We start from the raw sequence: 17,491 nt of genomic DNA on the forward strand, positions 1-17,491 counted from the left end.
GAATGCCTGCACCGTGTTGAACGTGAAGCGGTTACAAGTCCCGAGGGGAGACAAACAAACCGGTCGATCCGAGCGGCCTTTCTTCATTGTGTCGTTTGCCTTTTTGACTGGCTTTGCTAGAACTCTCGCGGACTCCTGTCGCCTGCTCCTTTCGAAGAGCTAGCATTTGATTGCGTACAATCGTATACGCAACGGACAGTCCATCTCCGAAGGTTCATTTCAAGCCTTCTCCGACCGCATCTTGAACACTGGGAAATGTAAAAGTCATGGCCGACATCATCTACACCAAGGTCGACGAAGCACCGGAACTGGCCAGCGCATCGCTGCTGCCGATCATCCGCGCCTTCACCAAAGAGGCAGGGATCACCGTCGGCACCAAGGACATTTCCCTGGCCGGCCGTATCCTGGCGAATTTCCCGCAATATCTGACCGACGCCCAGAAGCAGTCGGACGACCTGGCCGAACTCGGCAAGCTGGTGACCCAGCCGGACGCCAACGTGATCAAGCTGCCGAACATCTCCGCCTCCCAGCCGCAGCTCAACGCCGCGATCAAGGAGCTGCAGGCCCAGGGCTATGCCATCCCGTCCTATCCGGACAACCCTGCGACCGACGAGGAAAAGGCGGTCAAGGCCACCTATGACGCCATCAAGGGCTCGGCCGTGAACCCGGTGCTGCGCGAGGGCAACTCCGACCGCCGCGCGCCCAAGGCCGTCAAGGAATACGCCAAGAAGAACCCGCACTCCATGGGCGCATGGCTTCCGACCTCCGGAACCCATGTTTCGACCATGGGTCATGACGACTTCGCCAGCAACGAAAAGTCCGTCACCGTAAGTGCGGCTTCCGCAGGAACCGCGAAAATCGAATTCGTCGGCACCGACGGCGCCGTCACGGTCCTGAAGGACAACCTGAAGCTCGACGAAGGCGACGTGGTCGACGGCACCTTCATGAGCGCCAAGGCCCTGCGGACCTTCCTGGAAAAGGAAATCGCCGACGCCAAGGCCAAGGGCGTGCTCTTCTCTGTCCACCTCAAGGCGACCATGATGAAGGTCTCCGACCCGATCATCTTCGGTCACGTGGTCAGCGTCTTCCTGAAGGACGTCTTCGCCAAGCACGCCGACACCCTGGCGGCCGCCGGCGTTAACCCGGATCTGGGCATCGCCGATCTGGAAGCCAAGGTCGCCGCCCTGCCCGCCGACAAGGCCGCCGAGATCCAGGCCGACATCAAGGCCGCACTCGAAAACGGTCCGGCCATGTACATGGTGAACTCCGACAAGGGCACCACCAACCTGCATGTCTCCTCCGACGTGATCATCGACGCCTCCATGCCCGCCCTGATCCGCGCCGGCGGCAAGGGCTGGGGCCCGGACGGCAAGGAAGCCGACGCCAAATGCGTCATCCCGGACTCGTCTTATGCCGGCGTCTATGACGCGGTCATCGAGTTCTGCAAGAAGAACGGCGCGCTCGACCCGTCGAAAATGGGCACCGTGCCGAACGTCGGCCTGATGGCCCAGAAGGCGGAAGAGTACGGCTCCCACCCGCAGACATTCAAGGCACCGGCCGACGGCACCATGCGCATCGTCGATGCCGCCGGCACCACGCTGATCGAGCACAAGGTGGAAGGCGGCGACATCTGGCGCGCCTGCCTGACCAAGGACGCCCCGATCCGCGACTGGGTCAAGCTCGGCGTCACCCGCGCCCGCCTGTCCGGCATGCCGGGCATTTTCTGGCTCGACAAGAACCGCGCCCATGACGCGGAACTTATCAAGAAGGTCGAGACCTACCTGCCCGAGCACGACACCTCCGGCCTCGATCTCCAGATCATGGCGCCGTCCGATGCCGCCCGTTACACGACCGAACGCATCGCCCGCGGCGAAGACACAATCTCCATCACCGGCAACGTACTGCGCGATTATCTGACCGACCTCTATCCGATCCTGGAAGTGGGCACCTCGGCCAAGATGCTCTCCATCGTGCCGCTCATGGCCGGCGGCGGCCTGTTCGAAACCGGTGCCGGCGGCTCCGCACCCAAGCACGTGCAGCAGCTGATGGAAGAAAACTACCTGCGCTGGGATTCGCTCGGCGAGTTCTGCGCGCTCGGCGCCTCGCTCGAACATCTCGCCAACGTCAAGGGCAACGCCAAGGCCCAGGTCCTGGCTGACGCGCTCGACACGGCGATTGAAAAGCTGCTCGACAACGACAAGTCCCCGAGCCGCCGCGTCGGCGGTCTCGACAACCGCGGCAGCCATTTCTACATCGCCCTTTACTGGGCCCAAGCACTGGCAGCCCAGGACAAGGACGCTGAGCTCAAGGCGCATTTCACGCCGATCGCGGAAGCGCTGACCGCCAACGAGGACAAGATCGTGGCCGAACTCAACGGCGTCCAGGGCAAGCCGGTCGACACCGGCGGCTACTACCACGCCCCGGCCGACAAGGTCACCGCCGCCATGCGCCCGAGCGCCACGCTCAACGGCATCATCGGCTGATCGGGTTTACAACGGCACAAAGCGTCAAGGGGCGGTCATCGACCGCCCCTTTTTGCTGACATTCCGCCGGAAAAGATCATCTGAAGCAGGCAATGCCGTACCGCATCCACCCGTCTCCCCCCTTGAGGGGGAGATGTCACCGCAGGTGACAGAGGGGGGTAGCAGCAGCGCCCCACACTCAAGCGCTTCTTTGTTTGCGGCACCGCCGTTCACCCCCCTCTGTCCGCTATCGCGGACATCTCCCCCTCAAGGGGGGAGACGGGTGCAAGGGGCATGGCTTTAGTCCACTCCAAATGCTGAACGACCGGTCCACCCTTTTTCGAAAACCTTGACGGGCGCATCCGGAAAAGCTAATCGGCAGGGAGCCGAAAAATGAGAGGCCGGTTTGGTTATTCCGGCCCCCGTGCATGCGGGAATTAGTCGATTTTCGAACCCACGGCAGACCCGAAACCGGGGCTGCTGTGTCTTTTTGCGAAATGCGCAGCCGTCCCCCTTTTTTGGAATGCGCATGTACACCAGCAAAAAACTCGTTTTTCTCGCCCAGTTCTTCATCTCCGCCCTGATGGCTTTCCTGATGACCGGGATCATGGGCTATCTCCACGGCGGCCTGTCGGAGACCTGGCAAATGGACTGGGCCAGATCCTTCCTCACCGCCTGGCCGATCGCCTTCTGCCTTTCGATGGTCGTCGGCCCAATCGGCTTCAAGACCGCCATGCTCGTCCTGAAGCTTCTGCCGGAAGGCCGGGCCTGACCAGAAGGCCCGCGCCTTTCAGGCCAGAGCGTCCTTGGCGGTCACGAACCGGGCCGCCCGTTCTCCGATCATCATCGCCGGAGCATTGGTGTTGCCCGACACCAGCGACGGCATGATGGAATTGTCGGCGACACGCAGGCCCTCAAGTCCATGCACCTTCAGGTCCTCGCCGACGACGGCCATGCGGTCGGTGGCAGGGCCCATCTTCGCCGTGCCTGAGGGATGGAACACCGTCTTGGCGACCTGACGCACATAGTCGCGTAAAGCGTCCGGATCCTTCTCCACGCCCGGCTCCGGCAGTACGCGGCGCTTGATGATCCGCGCCAGCGACGGCTGCTCGGTGATCCTGATGGCAAGCTCCACGCCACGCACCAGGGTTTCGACGTCTTCGGGCGCTGATAGCGAGTTCGGGGTCAACAGCGCGGGGTCTTTCGGATCGGCGGAACGCAACTTCACCGTGCCGCGCGACTGCGGCCGCAGGAAGCATGGTCCGATGGAAATCCCGTGTCCCGGCGCCACTTCCCTCTCGGCGAAGCCGTTGAAGGTCGGCAGCACATGGAACTGGACATCCGGCTGCCCCTTGCCCGCGGTATCGGCAAAGCCGCCCGATTCCACCACAGTACTTGTCAGCAGCCCGGTCCGGGTCAGCAGGTATTGCAGCATGTGCTTCGCACCGGCGAGACCCTTGTCCTGGCCAAGCAGGGAAATCGGGTCCTTCACCTCCGCCTGGACGGTGGCCTCCAGATGGTCCTGGTAGTTCTCGCCGACACCCGGCAGGTCCGCGACCATATCGATGCCGAGTTCCCGCAATTCATCACCGTTGCCGACGCCGGAAAGCTGGAGGATCTTCGGCGTGGCAATGGCGCCTGCCGTCAGGATCACCTCCCGCTTCGCCTGGACGACCTCGTCGCCGTCCAGCAACACGCCGGTCGCACGATTGCCTTCAAACAACACCTTCTGGACACGGGTTTCCGTCCGGATGGTCAGGTTGGGTCGGCCCTCGGCCTTGCGCAGGAAGGCTTCCGCCGCGCTCCAGCGCCGACCGTTGGAGGTGGTGCACTGATAGAAGCCGACGCCGTCCTGTTGGCTACCGTTGAAGTCTTCCCGATAGGGCAGACCGGCTTCCTGGGCGGCGCGAATGAAGGCCCAGGACAAGGGGTGGCCATAGCGCCGGTCCGACACCGTCAGCGGACCGTCACTGCCGTGAAACTCATCCGAAAGCCGCTGGTTGCTTTCCAGATCGCGGAAGACGGGAAGCACCTTGTCATAGGACCAGTTGCGGCAGCCCATCTGGGCCCAGGTGTCGTAGTCGGACCGGTTACCGCGGATATAGACCATGGCGTTGACCGATGATCCGCCGCCGATGACGTTGCCCTGGGGAACGATGTTGCGGCGTCCGTTCAGCCCCTTGTCCGGGTCCGACTGATAGAAATGAACGTCCGTACCGCCCTCGATCACCTTGAAGAAGGTGGCCGGGATATGGATGAACCTGTTGGTATCCTTGCGCCCGCTTTCGATCAGCAGCACCCGGTTGCCCGGGTCTTCGGAAAGCCTTGCGGCCAGCACGCACCCGGACGATCCTCCGCCGGCGATGACGTAGTCGTATTCACTCATGCCTGTCCTCCCCAAGGGGAGGCCATCCTCCAATCGCCTCCCGGCAATTAGTTTAACATGTTAAGTTACCAGTGCAACCAGTGCGGAACCCCGCCTAGAAAAACACGCTGGGCAGCCACAGAACCAGGCCGGGGAAGGCGATCAGAACTACCAGCCGGACACAGTCGGCAAACAGGAACGGTACCATGCCGCGCACGATCTTGGACGACGGGATGTCCGGTGCGATCCCCTGGATGACGAACAGGTTCATGCCGATCGGCGGCGTGATCAGGCCCAGTTCGGCAACGGTCACGATCAGGATCCCGAACCAGATCGGGTCGAAGCCCATGGCGACGATCACCGGATAGATGAAGGGCACGGTCAAGAGGATCATGGAGAGCGCATCCATGAAACAGCCGAGCAGGATATAGAAGAGCATGATCAGGAACAGCACCGCCAAAGGCGGCAGGGCGGACGCCTCGATCAGGCTAATCAGGAACTGGGGCAGGCCCGTGGTCTCGATGAAATAGTTGAAGAGGCCCGCGCCAGCCATGATGAAGAAGATCATGCCGGTCATGCTGACTGTTTCCCACATGGCCGAGGCGACGACCCGGCGCGTCAACACCCGGCGGATGGCGGCGATCAGGATCGCACCTCCCGCCCCGACGGCAGCCGCTTCCGTCGGCGAAAACAGGCCAACCTGGATACCGCCGATCACGGCAATGAACAGCAGCGCCGCCGGCCATGCGGAGCGAAGCTCCGGCAACCGCTCTGCCCAGGGCCTGCGTTTGGACACCTGGACCAGGTCCGGGCGAAGCCGCACGGCGAGTGTCACCGCAAGGGAATAGAGCAAGGTCGCCAGCAGGCCCGGGATGATGGCGGCAGAAAACAGCTGGCCGATCGATTGCTCGGTCAAAAGCCCGTAGATCACCAGCAGGATGCTCGGCGGGATCAGCACGCCGAGCGTACCCGCTGCAGCGATGCTCGACGCCGACAGCTGGTCGTCATAACCAGCCCGCCGCATTTCCGGCAGGGCGACCCGCCCCATGGTGGCGACCGTGGCAAGGCTCGATCCGCAGATCGCACCGAAACCGGCACAGGCACCAATCGAAGCAATCGCCAGTCCACCGCGCAAGTGCCCGACCAGCGCATTGGCCGCGCCGAACAGGTCTGACGACATGCGCGAATGAGAGGCGAAGACCCCCATCAGCAGGAACAGCGGGATGACCGACAGCGAATAGGGGAACATGGATTCAAACGGCCCCGACCCCAGGATGAAGCCGATGGTCGAAAAGCCGTTGATGATCCCGAAGCCGACGACGCCGGTCACGGCCATGGCAAGGGCGATCGGAACACGCAGGGCGACGAGAAGCAGGGAAACGGCAAAGCCGGCCACACCGATCAGCGGATCAGACATCGTAATGCTCCGCTTCGGAAGACACCGGCCGGTGTCCGAACAGGCTGCCCAGGAAGGCGTCCAAAGCCCCCAGCACCGACAGGGCCATTCCTGCAATCAGCGGCAACCAGTACCAGAGATAGGAAATACTCAAGGTCGACGAAGCCGTGTTCAGTTCAAGCTGCCCCTGCATTTCGCCGATGCCGTACCAAAGGCAGGCGCCCAGGAACCAGACGGCGATCACGACGGCGAGCAATGCGTTGAACTTGCGCATCAGCGGCGGGAACATGTTGTCGATCAGATCGATCGCCACATGGGCGCCCCGGTGAAACGCGACCGCGATCGCCATGGAGGCGGCAATCATCACCAGAAGCTGGGTCAAGTCCACAAGACCGGGCACCGCCCAGGTGAGGCCTTCACCGGTCAGCGCGACGGAAAGGCGGCTCATGGAGCGCAGAACGATATCGACCAGCGTGATGGCGACGGCGACGCAGATGCTGACAAAGGCAATCACCACCGCAATCCGCATCAGAAGGCCGACTGTCCAGCTGTATAAATTCGCAAGCTTCGTCATGGGAACCCTGGTCCGGGAAAGAACGGAGCCGGAAAGCGATCAGGCCGCTTCCGCAAATCAAGTCTGCCGGGGATCACCGGCGAAAAAGACGCCCAGCGAGCGGGTGGCCCGCTGAGCACAGTTTATCAGTCGCCGAGCCGCTGCTACTCGGCGTACTTCGCGGCGAGTTCCAGCATCTTGTCGTGGATTTTGCGCGCATTGGCGATGCCCTTGCCTTCCAGGTCGGCCAGATAGGCATCGGTCATCGGCTGCAGGGCTGCCGCCCATTCCGCCCGCTGCTCATCGCTGAGCGTGATGATCTCGTGGTCCGGACCCTGAACCGCCTCATAGCCGGCCTTGTCCCAGTCGTTCCACCAGGGACCGAATTTCGGGATCAGGTTGTCGCCCGACAGCTTGTCGACGCAGTCGCGCACGTTCTGCGGCCAGGAATTGTATTTCTTTTCATTGGCCGCGAACCAGAACGAGACCACATAGGCCTTGGCATCCAGGTGATGCTTCATGACTTCGGCAAGCTTGAACGACGCCATCGTGTCCCAAGTGAAGGCAGCGCCATCGATCACGCCCTTTTCGGCGTTTTCATAAACGGCGCCCGGCGGCATGCCCTGCGGCGTCGCGCCCAGGGCTTCCAGCATCGACTTGACCGCACCGGACGGGAAGCGGATGCGCAGCCCCTTCATGTCGTCCATGGTCGCCACCTTCTTGGTGGTGGTGTGGATCTGGCCGGGATTGTGCGCGTGGAGCGCCAGAACCTTCAGGCCGTCATACTCTTCAGCCAGATAGTCCGGGTAGAGTGACCAGAGCGTGCGGGTCGCGGCATCGGCCGATTTTGCCGTGAACGGCAGATCGATGATGCGGGTGCGCTCGAAGCGGCCGCCGGGAATACCGGACAGGCCATGGGCGATGTCGACAATCCCGGCCCGGACCTCGTCATGCAGCTTGGCAATGTTGCCGAGCTGGGTGCCGCCCGGATAGATCGTCACTTCCACCTGACCGTCGGTGCAGGCTTCCAGGTCCCGGGCCCAGGGCTCCATGAAGTCCTTGTGCATGCCGTTCGCCGTCGGCAGGAAATGCGCAAGCTTGATCTTGATCTTGTCCTGGGCCGCGGCGGTCCCGCCGAAACCCATAGCAGCGACGGCCGACACGGCCGCAATTCCGAAAATCGAGCTTTTCAGAACTGTCTTGAATTTGCTGATCATTGTTTTCCTCCCAATCGATCAGTTTATTTCTGTTTCTGTTTTTGTATTTGGTTTCATTTGTAACTAGCACATTCCCTTCAATCAATCGGAATCCGCCAGAACCGTTGCGTCAACGCCCGCTTCCCGCCTTGTCCGGGTAGGACATCAGCACAAGCATGGATGCGGGCGCGTTGCTCCTGTTGATGATCTCCCGCCTCTCACCTGCGGCAAGCAGGCAGGAATCCATTGGTCCGAGAACAGTTTCCCCGTCATCGGTGATCACCGTGATCTCTCCGCTCAGGACCACATAGACTTTCTCGACCGGTGACGCGCTCGACCCGGCGCCGCCGCCCGGCAGGAAATGCGACAGGCCGGTCCAGAAGTTCTCGCTTGGCGAGGCATCGAAGCCCTGAAGCCGCAAGCCCACCATGTCGAAATGGCCGGGCGCCTCGTAAGGCTTCGCATTCTCAATGCGGGTGACGTGCATCAGCCCTCCCCTTTCTGCGTCTTGCCGTCGCGGGCCTGTTCGGCCAGAAAATCGCGCAGCTGCGCCCTGACCGCGTCGGCAGACTCCGGCGTCCATTTGCGGAACCCTTCGCCGGACTTCATGCCCAGCTTGCCGGCCTCGCAGCATTCGACCAGATAGGGATGCGGCACGGCCGTGTTGTCGAGATCCGGCATGATCGTCTCGTGGATCGCCCGGGTCAGGTCAAGCCCGACCAGATCGGACTGTTCCATCGGTCCAAGCACCGCCATGCGTCGGCCGAAGCCGTATTTGACCACGTCGTCGATGGTCTCCGCATCGCAGACCCCGTTCGCGACCATGGCGATCGCCTCGCGCTTCAGCGCGTGCTGCAGCCGATTGCCGATGAAGCCCGGAACGTCCTTCCTGGCATGCACCGGCTTGCGCCCCGCGTCGGCCAGGATCTGGATCGTCCGTTCAACGGCGGGCAGGTTCTCCTCCGCCATCTGGACGACTTCGACCAGCGGCACCAGATGCGGCGGGTTCCAAAAATGGGTCCCGACCACCCGGTGCTTGGTCTTCACCTTTTCCGCGATGATCCGGGTCGGGATCGAGGACGTGTTGGAGGCCATGATGCACTCCGGCGAGACATAACCTTCCAGCTCCTCGAAGATAGACTGCTTCAGCGGAACGTTCTCGATCACCGCCTCGACCAGAAAGGACGCGTCCCTGACCGCATCGGCCAGAGAAGCGACACCGGTCACGCGGGCACGGACTTCCGGCCCTGCACCGAACATCTTCTCTATCCCGGCCAGCCGGGATTGCAGGCTGTCGAGCGCCTCCTGCGAGCTGTCATAGACCTTGACCTCATGTCCGGCCTCGGCCAGGAGCCAGGCAATGCCATGACCCATGAGGCCCGCACCGATCACCGCTGTCTTCAGATGTTCCGTCATCGCTTATCCTGCTGTGTATCCACCATCCACATACATAACCTGTCCGGTGCAGAAATCGGATGCAGGTGTCAGCAGATAAAGCGCCATCCCCATGAGATCCTCCGCTTCGCCGAGCCGGCCGAGCGGAATGCGGGACAGGGAGCGTTTGCGGGTCGCCTGGCCGACCTCGTCCTCGCTCCACATCCACGCGGTCAGCTTGGAGCGGAACACGGTCGGCGCGATGGCGTTGACGGTGATGCCGTATTTGGCCCATTCGGTCGCCAGCACCCGGGTCAGCGCGTCGGTCGCGCCTTTCGAGGTGCAGTAGCCGGTGTAGCCGGAGTAGTTGCCGTGCCGGCCGCGAACGGACGACATCATCAGCATCTTGCCCTTGATCTCGTTCTCGATCCAATAGGTGCCGACGACCTTGGCCATCAGCCACGGACCGCGCACGTTGGCGTTCATGACCGCTTCCCAGTCCTCCACCGGAAGATCCTGGATGAAGCCCGCCTTGTTGTAGCCGGAGGCAATCACCAGCTGGTCGATCCGGCCATAGGCCTCGAGCGCGGCATCGCGGATCGCTTCGGCATCTTCCAGCGTGTCCGGCCGACGCACGAGGATCCGGGCCTCGCCGCCGACATCCTTCACTTCCTGGAGAACCTCTTCAAGCTCGGCCTTCGATCCGGAGACCAGCAGGAGCTTGCCGCCCATGGACCCGAGCGTCAGGGCACAGGCGCGGCCGAAGGCCCCGGACGCGCCGGTGATGATCGCGACCTTGTCCTTGGTGTCGAACATGGACAGGGGATTGCGCAGGGTTTCGGAAATCATGGGGCTCTCCCTGCCTCAACCGTTCACGTTGCCGGTCTCGAACCGGAAGCTCTGGTCCGGATCGATCACCGCCAGGATGCGCACGCCGCAGCCCTCGCCACCCGGCCAGCGCCACGGGAAGCACATGAAGGTGCAGCGCTTGCCGGTGACCTTCTCCAGATCGCCGCCGACACATTCCACGCCCGGAATACCGCCCTTGACCATCAGCACCTTGTGGGCCGCCTCCCAGTAGGGGAAATCGTCCTTCACGTCCCGGCCGGTATAATCCTTGTATTCCTGGATCAGATGGGGGTGGGTCGGACCCGGACCGTGATCGACCAGCTTGGTCGCCATCGGGTGGTCATTGGCCTGAACGTCGACCCCGACCAGCTTGACCTTCTTCTCGACAAGCCACTCCGCACCGTCCTTATAGAGGCCCGGCGAATAGGCGTAATACTCGTCGGTGTCGCCGAACTTGTGATGCATGCCGGTGTTGATCATCACGATGTCGCCTTCCCGGATCTTCGGACGGGCGTTCTCGAGATCCTCGGCGGTGATCACCTCCCATTTCCCCTTCGGGATCGAGACGGCGACGCCGGTGCCGAAGAACTGGGACATGTGATAGCCCATGAGGTCGGGCGTGTTCTCGGTCACATGCAGCGGCGCATCCATATGGGTACCGCGGTGCATGATGCCCTCGAACTCGGTCTGGTAGACGCCATGGCGCGCATGGAACTTGCGCACGCTAACGTTGATGCCGGGGCTTGAGGGCCACTGGGGCATGCCGTGGCCCCAACGATTGGACAGATCGTAAAACTGCAAGGTCATAGGTCTTATTCCTGGAAGTATCGTTCGCTGGGACTATTCGCCGGTACCGGATTCGACGCGGCACGCACCGGTCGGGTCGAGCATGGCGACGAAGCGCACGGGGCAGGCGTCGCCCTCGTGCCAGTTCCAGGGCGCCGCGTGGAACGTGGCGCGTTTTCCCGCCACCGCGGCCACATCCCCGCCGACGTTTTCAATCGTCGGGATGCCTGCGGACAGCAGCGTCTTGTGCGCGATATTCCAGTCGGGAAAATCCGCCTTCGGATCCCGCCCGGTCTCGGAGCGGTATTTGCCGGCCAGACGGTTCATCAGCGGCCCGCCGCGGTGTTCGGCGAGCGAGGTTGCCAGCGGATGATCGATCTGCGGCGTGTCGATTGCGACCAGCTTGACTTTCTTCGCGATCAGCCAGTCGGCCGCCGCCTTCGACAGGCCGGGCGCATCGCCGAAATACTCAAGAGCATCCGAATAGTTTTCATGCCAGCCGGTGACGATGACGACGAAGTCGCCTTCCTGGATCTTCGGGGAGGCGCTTTCAAGATCGGCCGGCTCGACCAGACCCCACTGAGCCTTGGGGATCGACAGCACGACGCCGTTGCCGAACAGCTGGTCCAGCGGAACCTCGCCGATGCCGATGCCCTTCTGGATCAGGTGGATCGGCGCATTCATGTGGGTGCCGGAATGCATCACCATGCGAATGCGGTGCGCCATCACGCCGTGCTGGGCATGCTTGACGGACCGGTACAGGATGACGTCGTCGTCGCCCGGCATCGACGGGGTGCCGTGCCCCCATTCGTGGCTGAGTTCGACGAACTGCAGACCGGTCGCGGGATCGCTTGGAAAAGTCATGACCGCTTCAATATCCTCCCTGCGGAGCACCCTGTTCGGGTGCTGCAACCGGCGCGGGCTTTGGCCCTGCGCCTTTTTGTTATGGGAAGAGTGTGAGCGTCTTTGCCGTGGCTGACCAATACAAAAGGAACGACTTCATATAACTAATTGGAATACCAAAAAGCCGCATATTCTCTCGTATTTCATACGCATTGGTTATAGTTTGAGGTAATTTCGCCGATTTTCGACATCAGGACCGACCCATGCACTCCCGCCTGTTGCGCCACTTTCTCGCGGTTTACGACGCCCGCAGCCTCAGCGCTGCGGCCGCTGCCCATCGCATCAGCCAGCCCGCCCTGACAAAAAGCCTGCAGACCCTGGAACAGGAGTTCGGTGTCAAGCTGTTCGACCGGATTGCTTCGGGTGTAACGCCGACCCGCTACGGCGAGGTGCTCGCCCGCAGGGTTCGCCTGATGGATATCGAATACCGCCATGCGGTCGCCGAGATCGAGGCCATGCGCGGCGGCAAGGAAGGTCAGATCCGGATCGGCGCCGGACCGGTCTGGATCACCCGCTACCTGCCGGCCATCGTCGCCGGCTACCAGAAGCAGCGCCCGGAAGTGCGCATCTACATGGAAAGCGGCGTGATCGACACGCTCATTCCCCAGTTGCAGCGTGGCGAATTCGATCTGGTCTGCGCGTCACTGGACTTTCCCAACCAACCGGATCTCGTAAAGGAAGCCCTGGTCAACATCGAGCACATCGTCGTCGCCTCGGAAAAACATCCGCTCGCCGGAAAGTCCGACATCGAGGCGAAGGATCTGGCCGGATACCCGTGGATCGCGCTCGCCAAGGACCAGGTCGGCACCGGGCGGATCCTGTCCTATTTCGCGGCCTACGATTTGCAGCCACCACAGATCGCCCTGGAGACATCCTCCACACCGGCGATGTTCGACCTGCTCAATCTCGGCGATTACCTGTGCCACATCCCCAAGTCCCTGCTGCCCCATGCGGAGAAATTCGGCGTCGTGCCGCTGCCGCTCAAGGGCACCTTCTGGGAAACGCCGGCCGGGATCATCTATCGCCAGAGCGAGCACCGCATGCCCGCCCTGGAACAGTTCATCAAGTCCATGCGCACCGCCTTCGAACCTGCCCTGCCGGCGTGAGGGGCGAGCAAGATTTGAGCGGAGGGCATTGCGGGATCAGCTCTGCGCCTCCGGCAGCTCCACGACAATACCGGCCAGAGCCGGGCTCATCTTGATCTGGCAGGAAAGACGGGAATTCGGGCGCCGTTCGGAGACCACGCAGTCCAGCATCTCGTCCTCGATCTCGCCCATGGGCGGCAACAGGCCGAGCTTGCCCTCTTCAACGTAGCAATGGCAGGTGGCGCAGGAACAGGAGCCGCCGCATTCGCCCTCGATGCCGTCGATTCCGTTCATGGTCGCGCCCTGCATCAGGGTCCAGCCGTCCTGCAGGTCGATCTCGGTCGCCGTGCCGTCATGTTCGACATAGGTCACTTTGGACATGGATGTTTCCTCCTTTTAATGCGATGGGGCCGTCTGTCTTTCTTTTGAAAATGCCGGCGGCAGAGGGAAATGCCGCCGGCAGGCTTCCCGTCGTCAGCCGATTTTCAGATCGAGCCGGGTCGGGCTGCGGAAGGTGGTCGACGGCATCCACGGCAGTTGCTCCTGGACCCGGGAATAGTCCGGCACCCGCTTCAGGAATTCCTCGAAGATGATCTTCGTGGCAAGGCGGGCAATCGCCGTGCCGAGGCAGGCGTGCACGCCGCCGCCGAACCCCAGATGCCCCTTCGGCTTGCGGGTGATGTCATAGGTGTCCGGATCCTCGAACCGGCGCTCGTCCCGATTGCCGGCCCCGTAGGCCAGGCAGACGAAGTCGCCCGCTTTCAGCGTCTGACCATGCAGCTCGACATCCTTTTTCAGGCAGCGCCGGAACCGCTGGGCAGATGTGTTGAAGCGCAGGCTCTCCTCCATCGCGTCCGGGATCAGCTCCGGATTGGCGACGAGCTGGCGCCGCGCTTCCGGATGGTCCGCCAGATTGAGCGCGAACATGGTCAGGAAGCCGGACAGGGATTCGATACCGGCCATGATCAGTGTCGTCACCGTCATCTGCACTTCCCGGTCGTCCAGCTTCTCGCCGTCGATTTCCGCGGTGATGAACTGGCTCATGAGATCCTCGCCCGGGGCCTTCTTGCGCTCTGCGATCAGGTTGGCGGCGTATTCCGTCATCCACTTGTAGGCGGCCATATGCTCCGGCCCCTTGCTGCGGGTGGTCGGATCCGACTGCACCATGAGGACCGCCTTGTCGCGCATGACGTCCTGTCCCTCCTTCGGCAGGTTGAACAGGTAGACCATCAGGTCGACGGTGATCTTCGACGACACATCGGTGACGAAATCGAAAGTCTCTTCACCCGCTATGGCATCGAGATGGGCGTTGGTCACGGCCCGTGTCGGTTCAACGATGTGGTCGAGCGCCCGCTTGGTCACGGCCTTCTGGATCAGGGCGCGCAGCCGGTCGTGGCGGGGGGGATCGGTGGTCCCGAGCGTCGCCCCGGCGCGGCCCGGAAACTCGTCCATCAGGTTGCCGCTCGCCGAGGAATAGGTTTCCCAGTCGTTGAGCGCGGTCATGATGTCCGCATGGCGCGACAGGACCCACATATTGGCCTCTGTGCTCCAGAAGGCCGGATAGTCGTCGCGCAACCGCTTGTAGAACGGAAACGGATCCGCATCGACAGCCGGCGAATAGGGATTGAATTGAAACATTGTCGCTCTGTCCTCCAAAGGCTCTCCTCAGGCCTTGGACAGGACAATAAGTCCGAAAATCACGCAATATAATGGAGTATTCGCAGCATTTCTGGTACTTTTAATCCAAATTTTGCGAGCCCCATATGAAGAAACCCGTAAGTCAGATCGGCGTCACCCGCTACGCGCTCTTCGGTGAAGAGCTGGCCGGAGAAGACCCCGAGTTCATCCACATTGAGGATATCCGGACCAGGTCCCGTCTCTACGAGTGGCGGATCACCCCTCATGTCCACCGGCGCATGCTTCAGATCGTCTTCGTCGCCGAAGGCTCGGTGCAGGTGCATCTGGAGGACCGGTCGCAATCTCTGGACGGTCCGTGCGCGATCACCATCCCGGGCGGCGCGGTGCACAGTTTCACCTTTTCCGAAGGCACCGTCGGCTACGTGGTCACCGCCGCCGATACGGTCGTCCTGGACGCCCGCTTCCGCCGTGCGCGGAAGTTTTTCGAGGCGCTGATGAAGAAGCCGCACATCCTGGACTTTTCCGATGCCCCCGACGATGCGGATTTCATTCATACGTCATTGATGCAGATGGCCCGGGAATTCAGCCAGACCCAGCCGGGCCGCAGTTCCATGCTGGACTGGCTGTTGCGGGTGGTGATGATGGCGGTCGCCCGCCGGGCGGAAACGGTGGCCGTGGCCACCGGCGCGCGCGGTTATGCGCATGAGACCTTCGCCCGCTTCACCAGCCTGGTGGAAGATCATTACCGCGACCACTGGTCGATCGGAGACTATGCCGAGGCCCTGGCCATGAGCCCGGCCAGGCTCAACCGCCTGTGCCAGAGCTTCGCCGGAAAGCCGACCCAGGACATCATCCACGCCCGCGTGGCGCTGGAAGCCAGGAGGCTCCTGACCTACACCAACGCCACCTCGGCCATGGTCGCCTATGAACTCGGCTTCCAGGACCCGGCCTACTTCACCCGCTTCTTCCGCAAACGCACGGGCAAGACCCCGAGCCAGTTCCGCACGGCGCCGATCGAGACCGGATAATAAGAGGACTCAAAAATCAGTCATGAATACGAGAATTTCTCGCAACATAATTTCGCAAACGGGGTTCTGCAAACTTGAGAGTATCGTAGACGAAATCATCTTCCCCGGGCAGGTCCGCTCTGATGTCTTCCAGCGGAACCGACGCTCGTAACCGGCTGATTATTTCCAGACCGCGCCGCGCCCGGTTGCGGTTTGAATTCTTCCAAAATTCATTCTGCTCCGCGATCCTTTTGTTTCTGTCAGCACCCGTTAATTTGGGGTCGATCTTGTCGATCTCGGACTGTGAAAATTTCCAGAAATGTCGGAAATGGCGGTTACTTGCCCCGACCGCCCATAGAATTACGTAGTAACGGACACCGAGGTCCCTATCGCACAAGCAATCGAACAGTCCCTTTGCGATCTGATCGTCGTAAAACAACGAATCCGACATGAAATCCACAAAGGCACGGCGACATTCCGAAAGAGGGTCTTCGCTGAGCTTCGTGGCGGCAGCTCTCAATCCTTCCACGGGCCCCATGATTTCCCTGAGGAAATAAGCGCCAAATTCCCGCTCAAGTGTCTTTTCGGATTCCAGAAGCGCAATCAGCGGCTCTAGTTCTTCGCCGACGCGCCACCGGCGTATCAGGACATCTTGAGCGTCAATTCTTTCCCTTGAGGGCGCATCTCCATCGAGTGCGACCCTCATCAATTCGTCAACATCCATTGGTCTGATCGTGTCGCGTTCGAGAAAAGAAAAACCTGATATTTTCCGACACGGTCACCAACGATACCAGTTCAATGCTCCTGCGGGAACTGTTCCGTGTCGATGTCCGGCTGCTGGGCCGCGCTGTAGCGGGGGCCGGAAACCGTCTGCTGATTGATGATCGCATCGAGGCGGTCGACGATCGAGGGATCGATTTCCACGTCCGCGCCGCGGGCGTTTTCGGCCAGGTGATCGAGGCTGGTCGTGCCCGGGATGGCGTGGATGAAGTCGCCCTTGGCAAGCACCCAGGCAAGCGCCAGTTCCGCCATCGAACAACCGACCTCGTCGGCAACCAGTTTGTAATCGTCGAGAAGCTTCAGATTGCGCGCATAGTTCTCCGGCTCGAAGCGCGGCATGTTACGCCGCAGGTCGCCGGGGTTCGGATTGAGCACATTGTCCATGCCGAATTTGCCGGTCAGGAAGGCACGGGCCAGCGGGCTGAAGGCGACGAAGGAAATGCCCAGCTCGCGGCAGGTGTCGAGCACCGCGATTTCAGCGTTCCGGGTCCAGAGCGAATATTCGGTCTGAAGGGCCGTGACCGGGTGCACCTTGTGAGCGCGCCGGATCGTTTCGGCCGACATTTCCGACAGGCCGTAGGTCTTGATCTTGCCTTCCTGGATCAGTTCGGCAAAGGCGCCGACGCTGTCCTCGATCGGTATATTGCGGTCGAACCGGTGCAGGTAATAGAGATCGATCACGTCGGTCTTCAGGCGGCGGAGGCTATCCTCGCAGGCCTGCTTGATCCGCTTCGGATCGCCGTCGATGTCGCGCGGCTTGCCGTCCTTGCCCGGATAGAGACCGCACTTGCTGGCGAGGAAAAACTCGTCCCGGCGGCCGCCGATCGTCTCGCCGATGATTTCCTCACTCTTGCCGGCGCCGTACATGGTCGCGGTGTCGAAGTGGGTATAGCCAAGGTCGAGCGCCTTCAGGAGAAGGGTCGCACTGTCTTCCCGGTTGAGGGCATTGCCGTAGCCATGCGCGAAATTCATGCAGCCGAGACCGACTGCCGAAACCGTGAAGGGACCAAGCTTGCGTTGCTTCATGAGACTGCTTTCGTGAAATCTGACTGTGCGGGCGGGACGAAATCTGACGATCGGAGATTACAAAAAAAAGA

17 protein-coding genes are annotated in these 17,491 nt (G+C 61.7%); 4 read left to right on the plus strand and 13 right to left on the minus strand.

Features of this window, described 5'->3' with window-relative positions; genetic code table 11:
* Nucleotides 1-266 precede the first annotated feature (266 nt).
* Nucleotides 267-2,483: an NADP-dependent isocitrate dehydrogenase gene (locus tag ABIN98_RS15595; RefSeq protein WP_346911426.1), complete on the plus strand. Its 2,217-nt coding sequence runs from the start codon at nt 267-269 to the stop codon at nt 2,481-2,483.
* A 508-nt stretch (nt 2,484-2,991) separates the two neighbouring features.
* Nucleotides 2,992-3,234, plus strand: coding sequence for a DUF2798 domain-containing protein (locus ABIN98_RS15600; RefSeq protein ID WP_346911428.1), 243 nt, complete (start codon nt 2,992-2,994; stop codon nt 3,232-3,234).
* 18 nt (nt 3,235-3,252) lie between these two features.
* On the opposite strand, the gene ABIN98_RS15605 is transcribed toward ABIN98_RS15600, so the two are convergent.
* The 9 genes from ABIN98_RS15605 to ABIN98_RS15645 form a co-directional block, all read right to left on the minus strand.
* Nucleotides 3,253-4,848: a GMC family oxidoreductase N-terminal domain-containing protein gene (locus ABIN98_RS15605; RefSeq protein ID WP_346911430.1), complete on the minus strand. Its 1,596-nt coding sequence runs from the start codon at nt 4,846-4,848 to the stop codon at nt 3,253-3,255.
* A gap of 94 nt (nt 4,849-4,942) precedes the next feature.
* Nucleotides 4,943-6,244, minus strand: coding sequence for a TRAP transporter large permease (locus ABIN98_RS15610; RefSeq protein ID WP_346911432.1), 1,302 nt, complete (start codon nt 6,242-6,244; stop codon nt 4,943-4,945).
* Nucleotides 6,237-6,797: a TRAP transporter small permease gene (locus tag ABIN98_RS15615; RefSeq protein WP_346911434.1), complete on the minus strand. Its 561-nt coding sequence runs from the start codon at nt 6,795-6,797 to the stop codon at nt 6,237-6,239. The genes ABIN98_RS15610 and ABIN98_RS15615 overlap by 8 nt, the downstream gene beginning before the upstream one ends.
* A gap of 143 nt (nt 6,798-6,940) precedes the next feature.
* Nucleotides 6,941-7,993 carry a TRAP transporter substrate-binding protein gene (locus ABIN98_RS15620; RefSeq protein ID WP_346911436.1) on the minus strand — a complete coding sequence of 351 codons (1,053 nt, stop codon included), beginning with the start codon at nt 7,991-7,993 and terminating at the stop codon, nt 6,941-6,943.
* A gap of 109 nt (nt 7,994-8,102) precedes the next feature.
* Nucleotides 8,103-8,459 carry a cupin domain-containing protein gene (locus tag ABIN98_RS15625; protein ID WP_346911438.1) on the minus strand — a complete coding sequence of 119 codons (357 nt, stop codon included), beginning with the start codon at nt 8,457-8,459 and terminating at the stop codon, nt 8,103-8,105.
* On the minus strand, nt 8,459-9,388 hold the full coding sequence (locus ABIN98_RS15630; RefSeq protein ID WP_346911440.1) for a 3-hydroxyacyl-CoA dehydrogenase NAD-binding domain-containing protein: 930 nt from the start codon (nt 9,386-9,388) through the stop codon (nt 8,459-8,461). The genes ABIN98_RS15625 and ABIN98_RS15630 overlap by 1 nt, the downstream gene beginning before the upstream one ends.
* A 3-nt stretch (nt 9,389-9,391) precedes the next feature.
* Nucleotides 9,392-10,195 (minus strand): SDR family oxidoreductase, encoded by an 804-nt coding sequence (locus tag ABIN98_RS15635; protein WP_346911442.1) that lies wholly within the window; start codon nt 10,193-10,195, stop codon nt 9,392-9,394.
* A 15-nt stretch (nt 10,196-10,210) separates the two neighbouring features.
* A complete protein-coding gene (locus ABIN98_RS15640; RefSeq protein ID WP_346911444.1) occupies nt 10,211-11,002 on the minus strand; it encodes a cyclase family protein in 792 nt (263 codons plus the stop codon).
* 33 nt (nt 11,003-11,035) lie between these two features.
* The gene (locus ABIN98_RS15645; RefSeq protein ID WP_346911445.1) at nt 11,036-11,845 is read right to left on the minus strand and encodes a cyclase family protein; all 810 of its coding nucleotides are present in this window, start codon (nt 11,843-11,845) and stop codon (nt 11,036-11,038) included.
* 242 nt (nt 11,846-12,087) lie between these two features.
* On the opposite strand from ABIN98_RS15645, the gene ABIN98_RS15650 reads away from it, so the two are divergent.
* Nucleotides 12,088-12,990, plus strand: a complete 903-nt coding sequence (locus ABIN98_RS15650; protein ID WP_346911447.1) for a LysR family transcriptional regulator — start codon at nt 12,088-12,090, stop codon at nt 12,988-12,990.
* A 36-nt stretch (nt 12,991-13,026) separates the two neighbouring features.
* Here ABIN98_RS15650 and ABIN98_RS15655 read toward each other — a convergent pair whose 3' ends face one another.
* The gene (locus ABIN98_RS15655) at nt 13,027-13,350 is read right to left on the minus strand and encodes a 2Fe-2S iron-sulfur cluster-binding protein (protein WP_346911449.1); all 324 of its coding nucleotides are present in this window, start codon (nt 13,348-13,350) and stop codon (nt 13,027-13,029) included.
* A 93-nt stretch (nt 13,351-13,443) separates the two neighbouring features.
* Nucleotides 13,444-14,607: a cytochrome P450 gene (locus tag ABIN98_RS15660; RefSeq protein WP_346911451.1), complete on the minus strand. Its 1,164-nt coding sequence runs from the start codon at nt 14,605-14,607 to the stop codon at nt 13,444-13,446.
* 125 nt (nt 14,608-14,732) lie between these two features.
* Between ABIN98_RS15660 and ABIN98_RS15665 the strand changes: the two genes are divergently transcribed.
* Nucleotides 14,733-15,635: a helix-turn-helix domain-containing protein gene (locus tag ABIN98_RS15665; RefSeq protein WP_346911452.1), complete on the plus strand. Its 903-nt coding sequence runs from the start codon at nt 14,733-14,735 to the stop codon at nt 15,633-15,635.
* Between the two features lie 16 nt (nt 15,636-15,651).
* Here the strand turns inward: ABIN98_RS15665 and ABIN98_RS15670 are convergent, their stop codons facing one another.
* A complete protein-coding gene (locus ABIN98_RS15670; protein ID WP_346911454.1) occupies nt 15,652-16,338 on the minus strand; it encodes a hypothetical protein in 687 nt (228 codons plus the stop codon).
* A 71-nt stretch (nt 16,339-16,409) separates the two neighbouring features.
* Nucleotides 16,410-17,420: an aldo/keto reductase gene (locus ABIN98_RS15675; protein ID WP_346911456.1), complete on the minus strand. Its 1,011-nt coding sequence runs from the start codon at nt 17,418-17,420 to the stop codon at nt 16,410-16,412.
* Between the last annotated feature and the right edge of the window lie 71 nt (nt 17,421-17,491).

This window comes from uncultured Roseibium sp. (assembly GCF_963675095.2).
In the GTDB taxonomy this organism is placed as follows: Bacteria; Pseudomonadota; Alphaproteobacteria; order Rhizobiales; family Stappiaceae; genus Roseibium.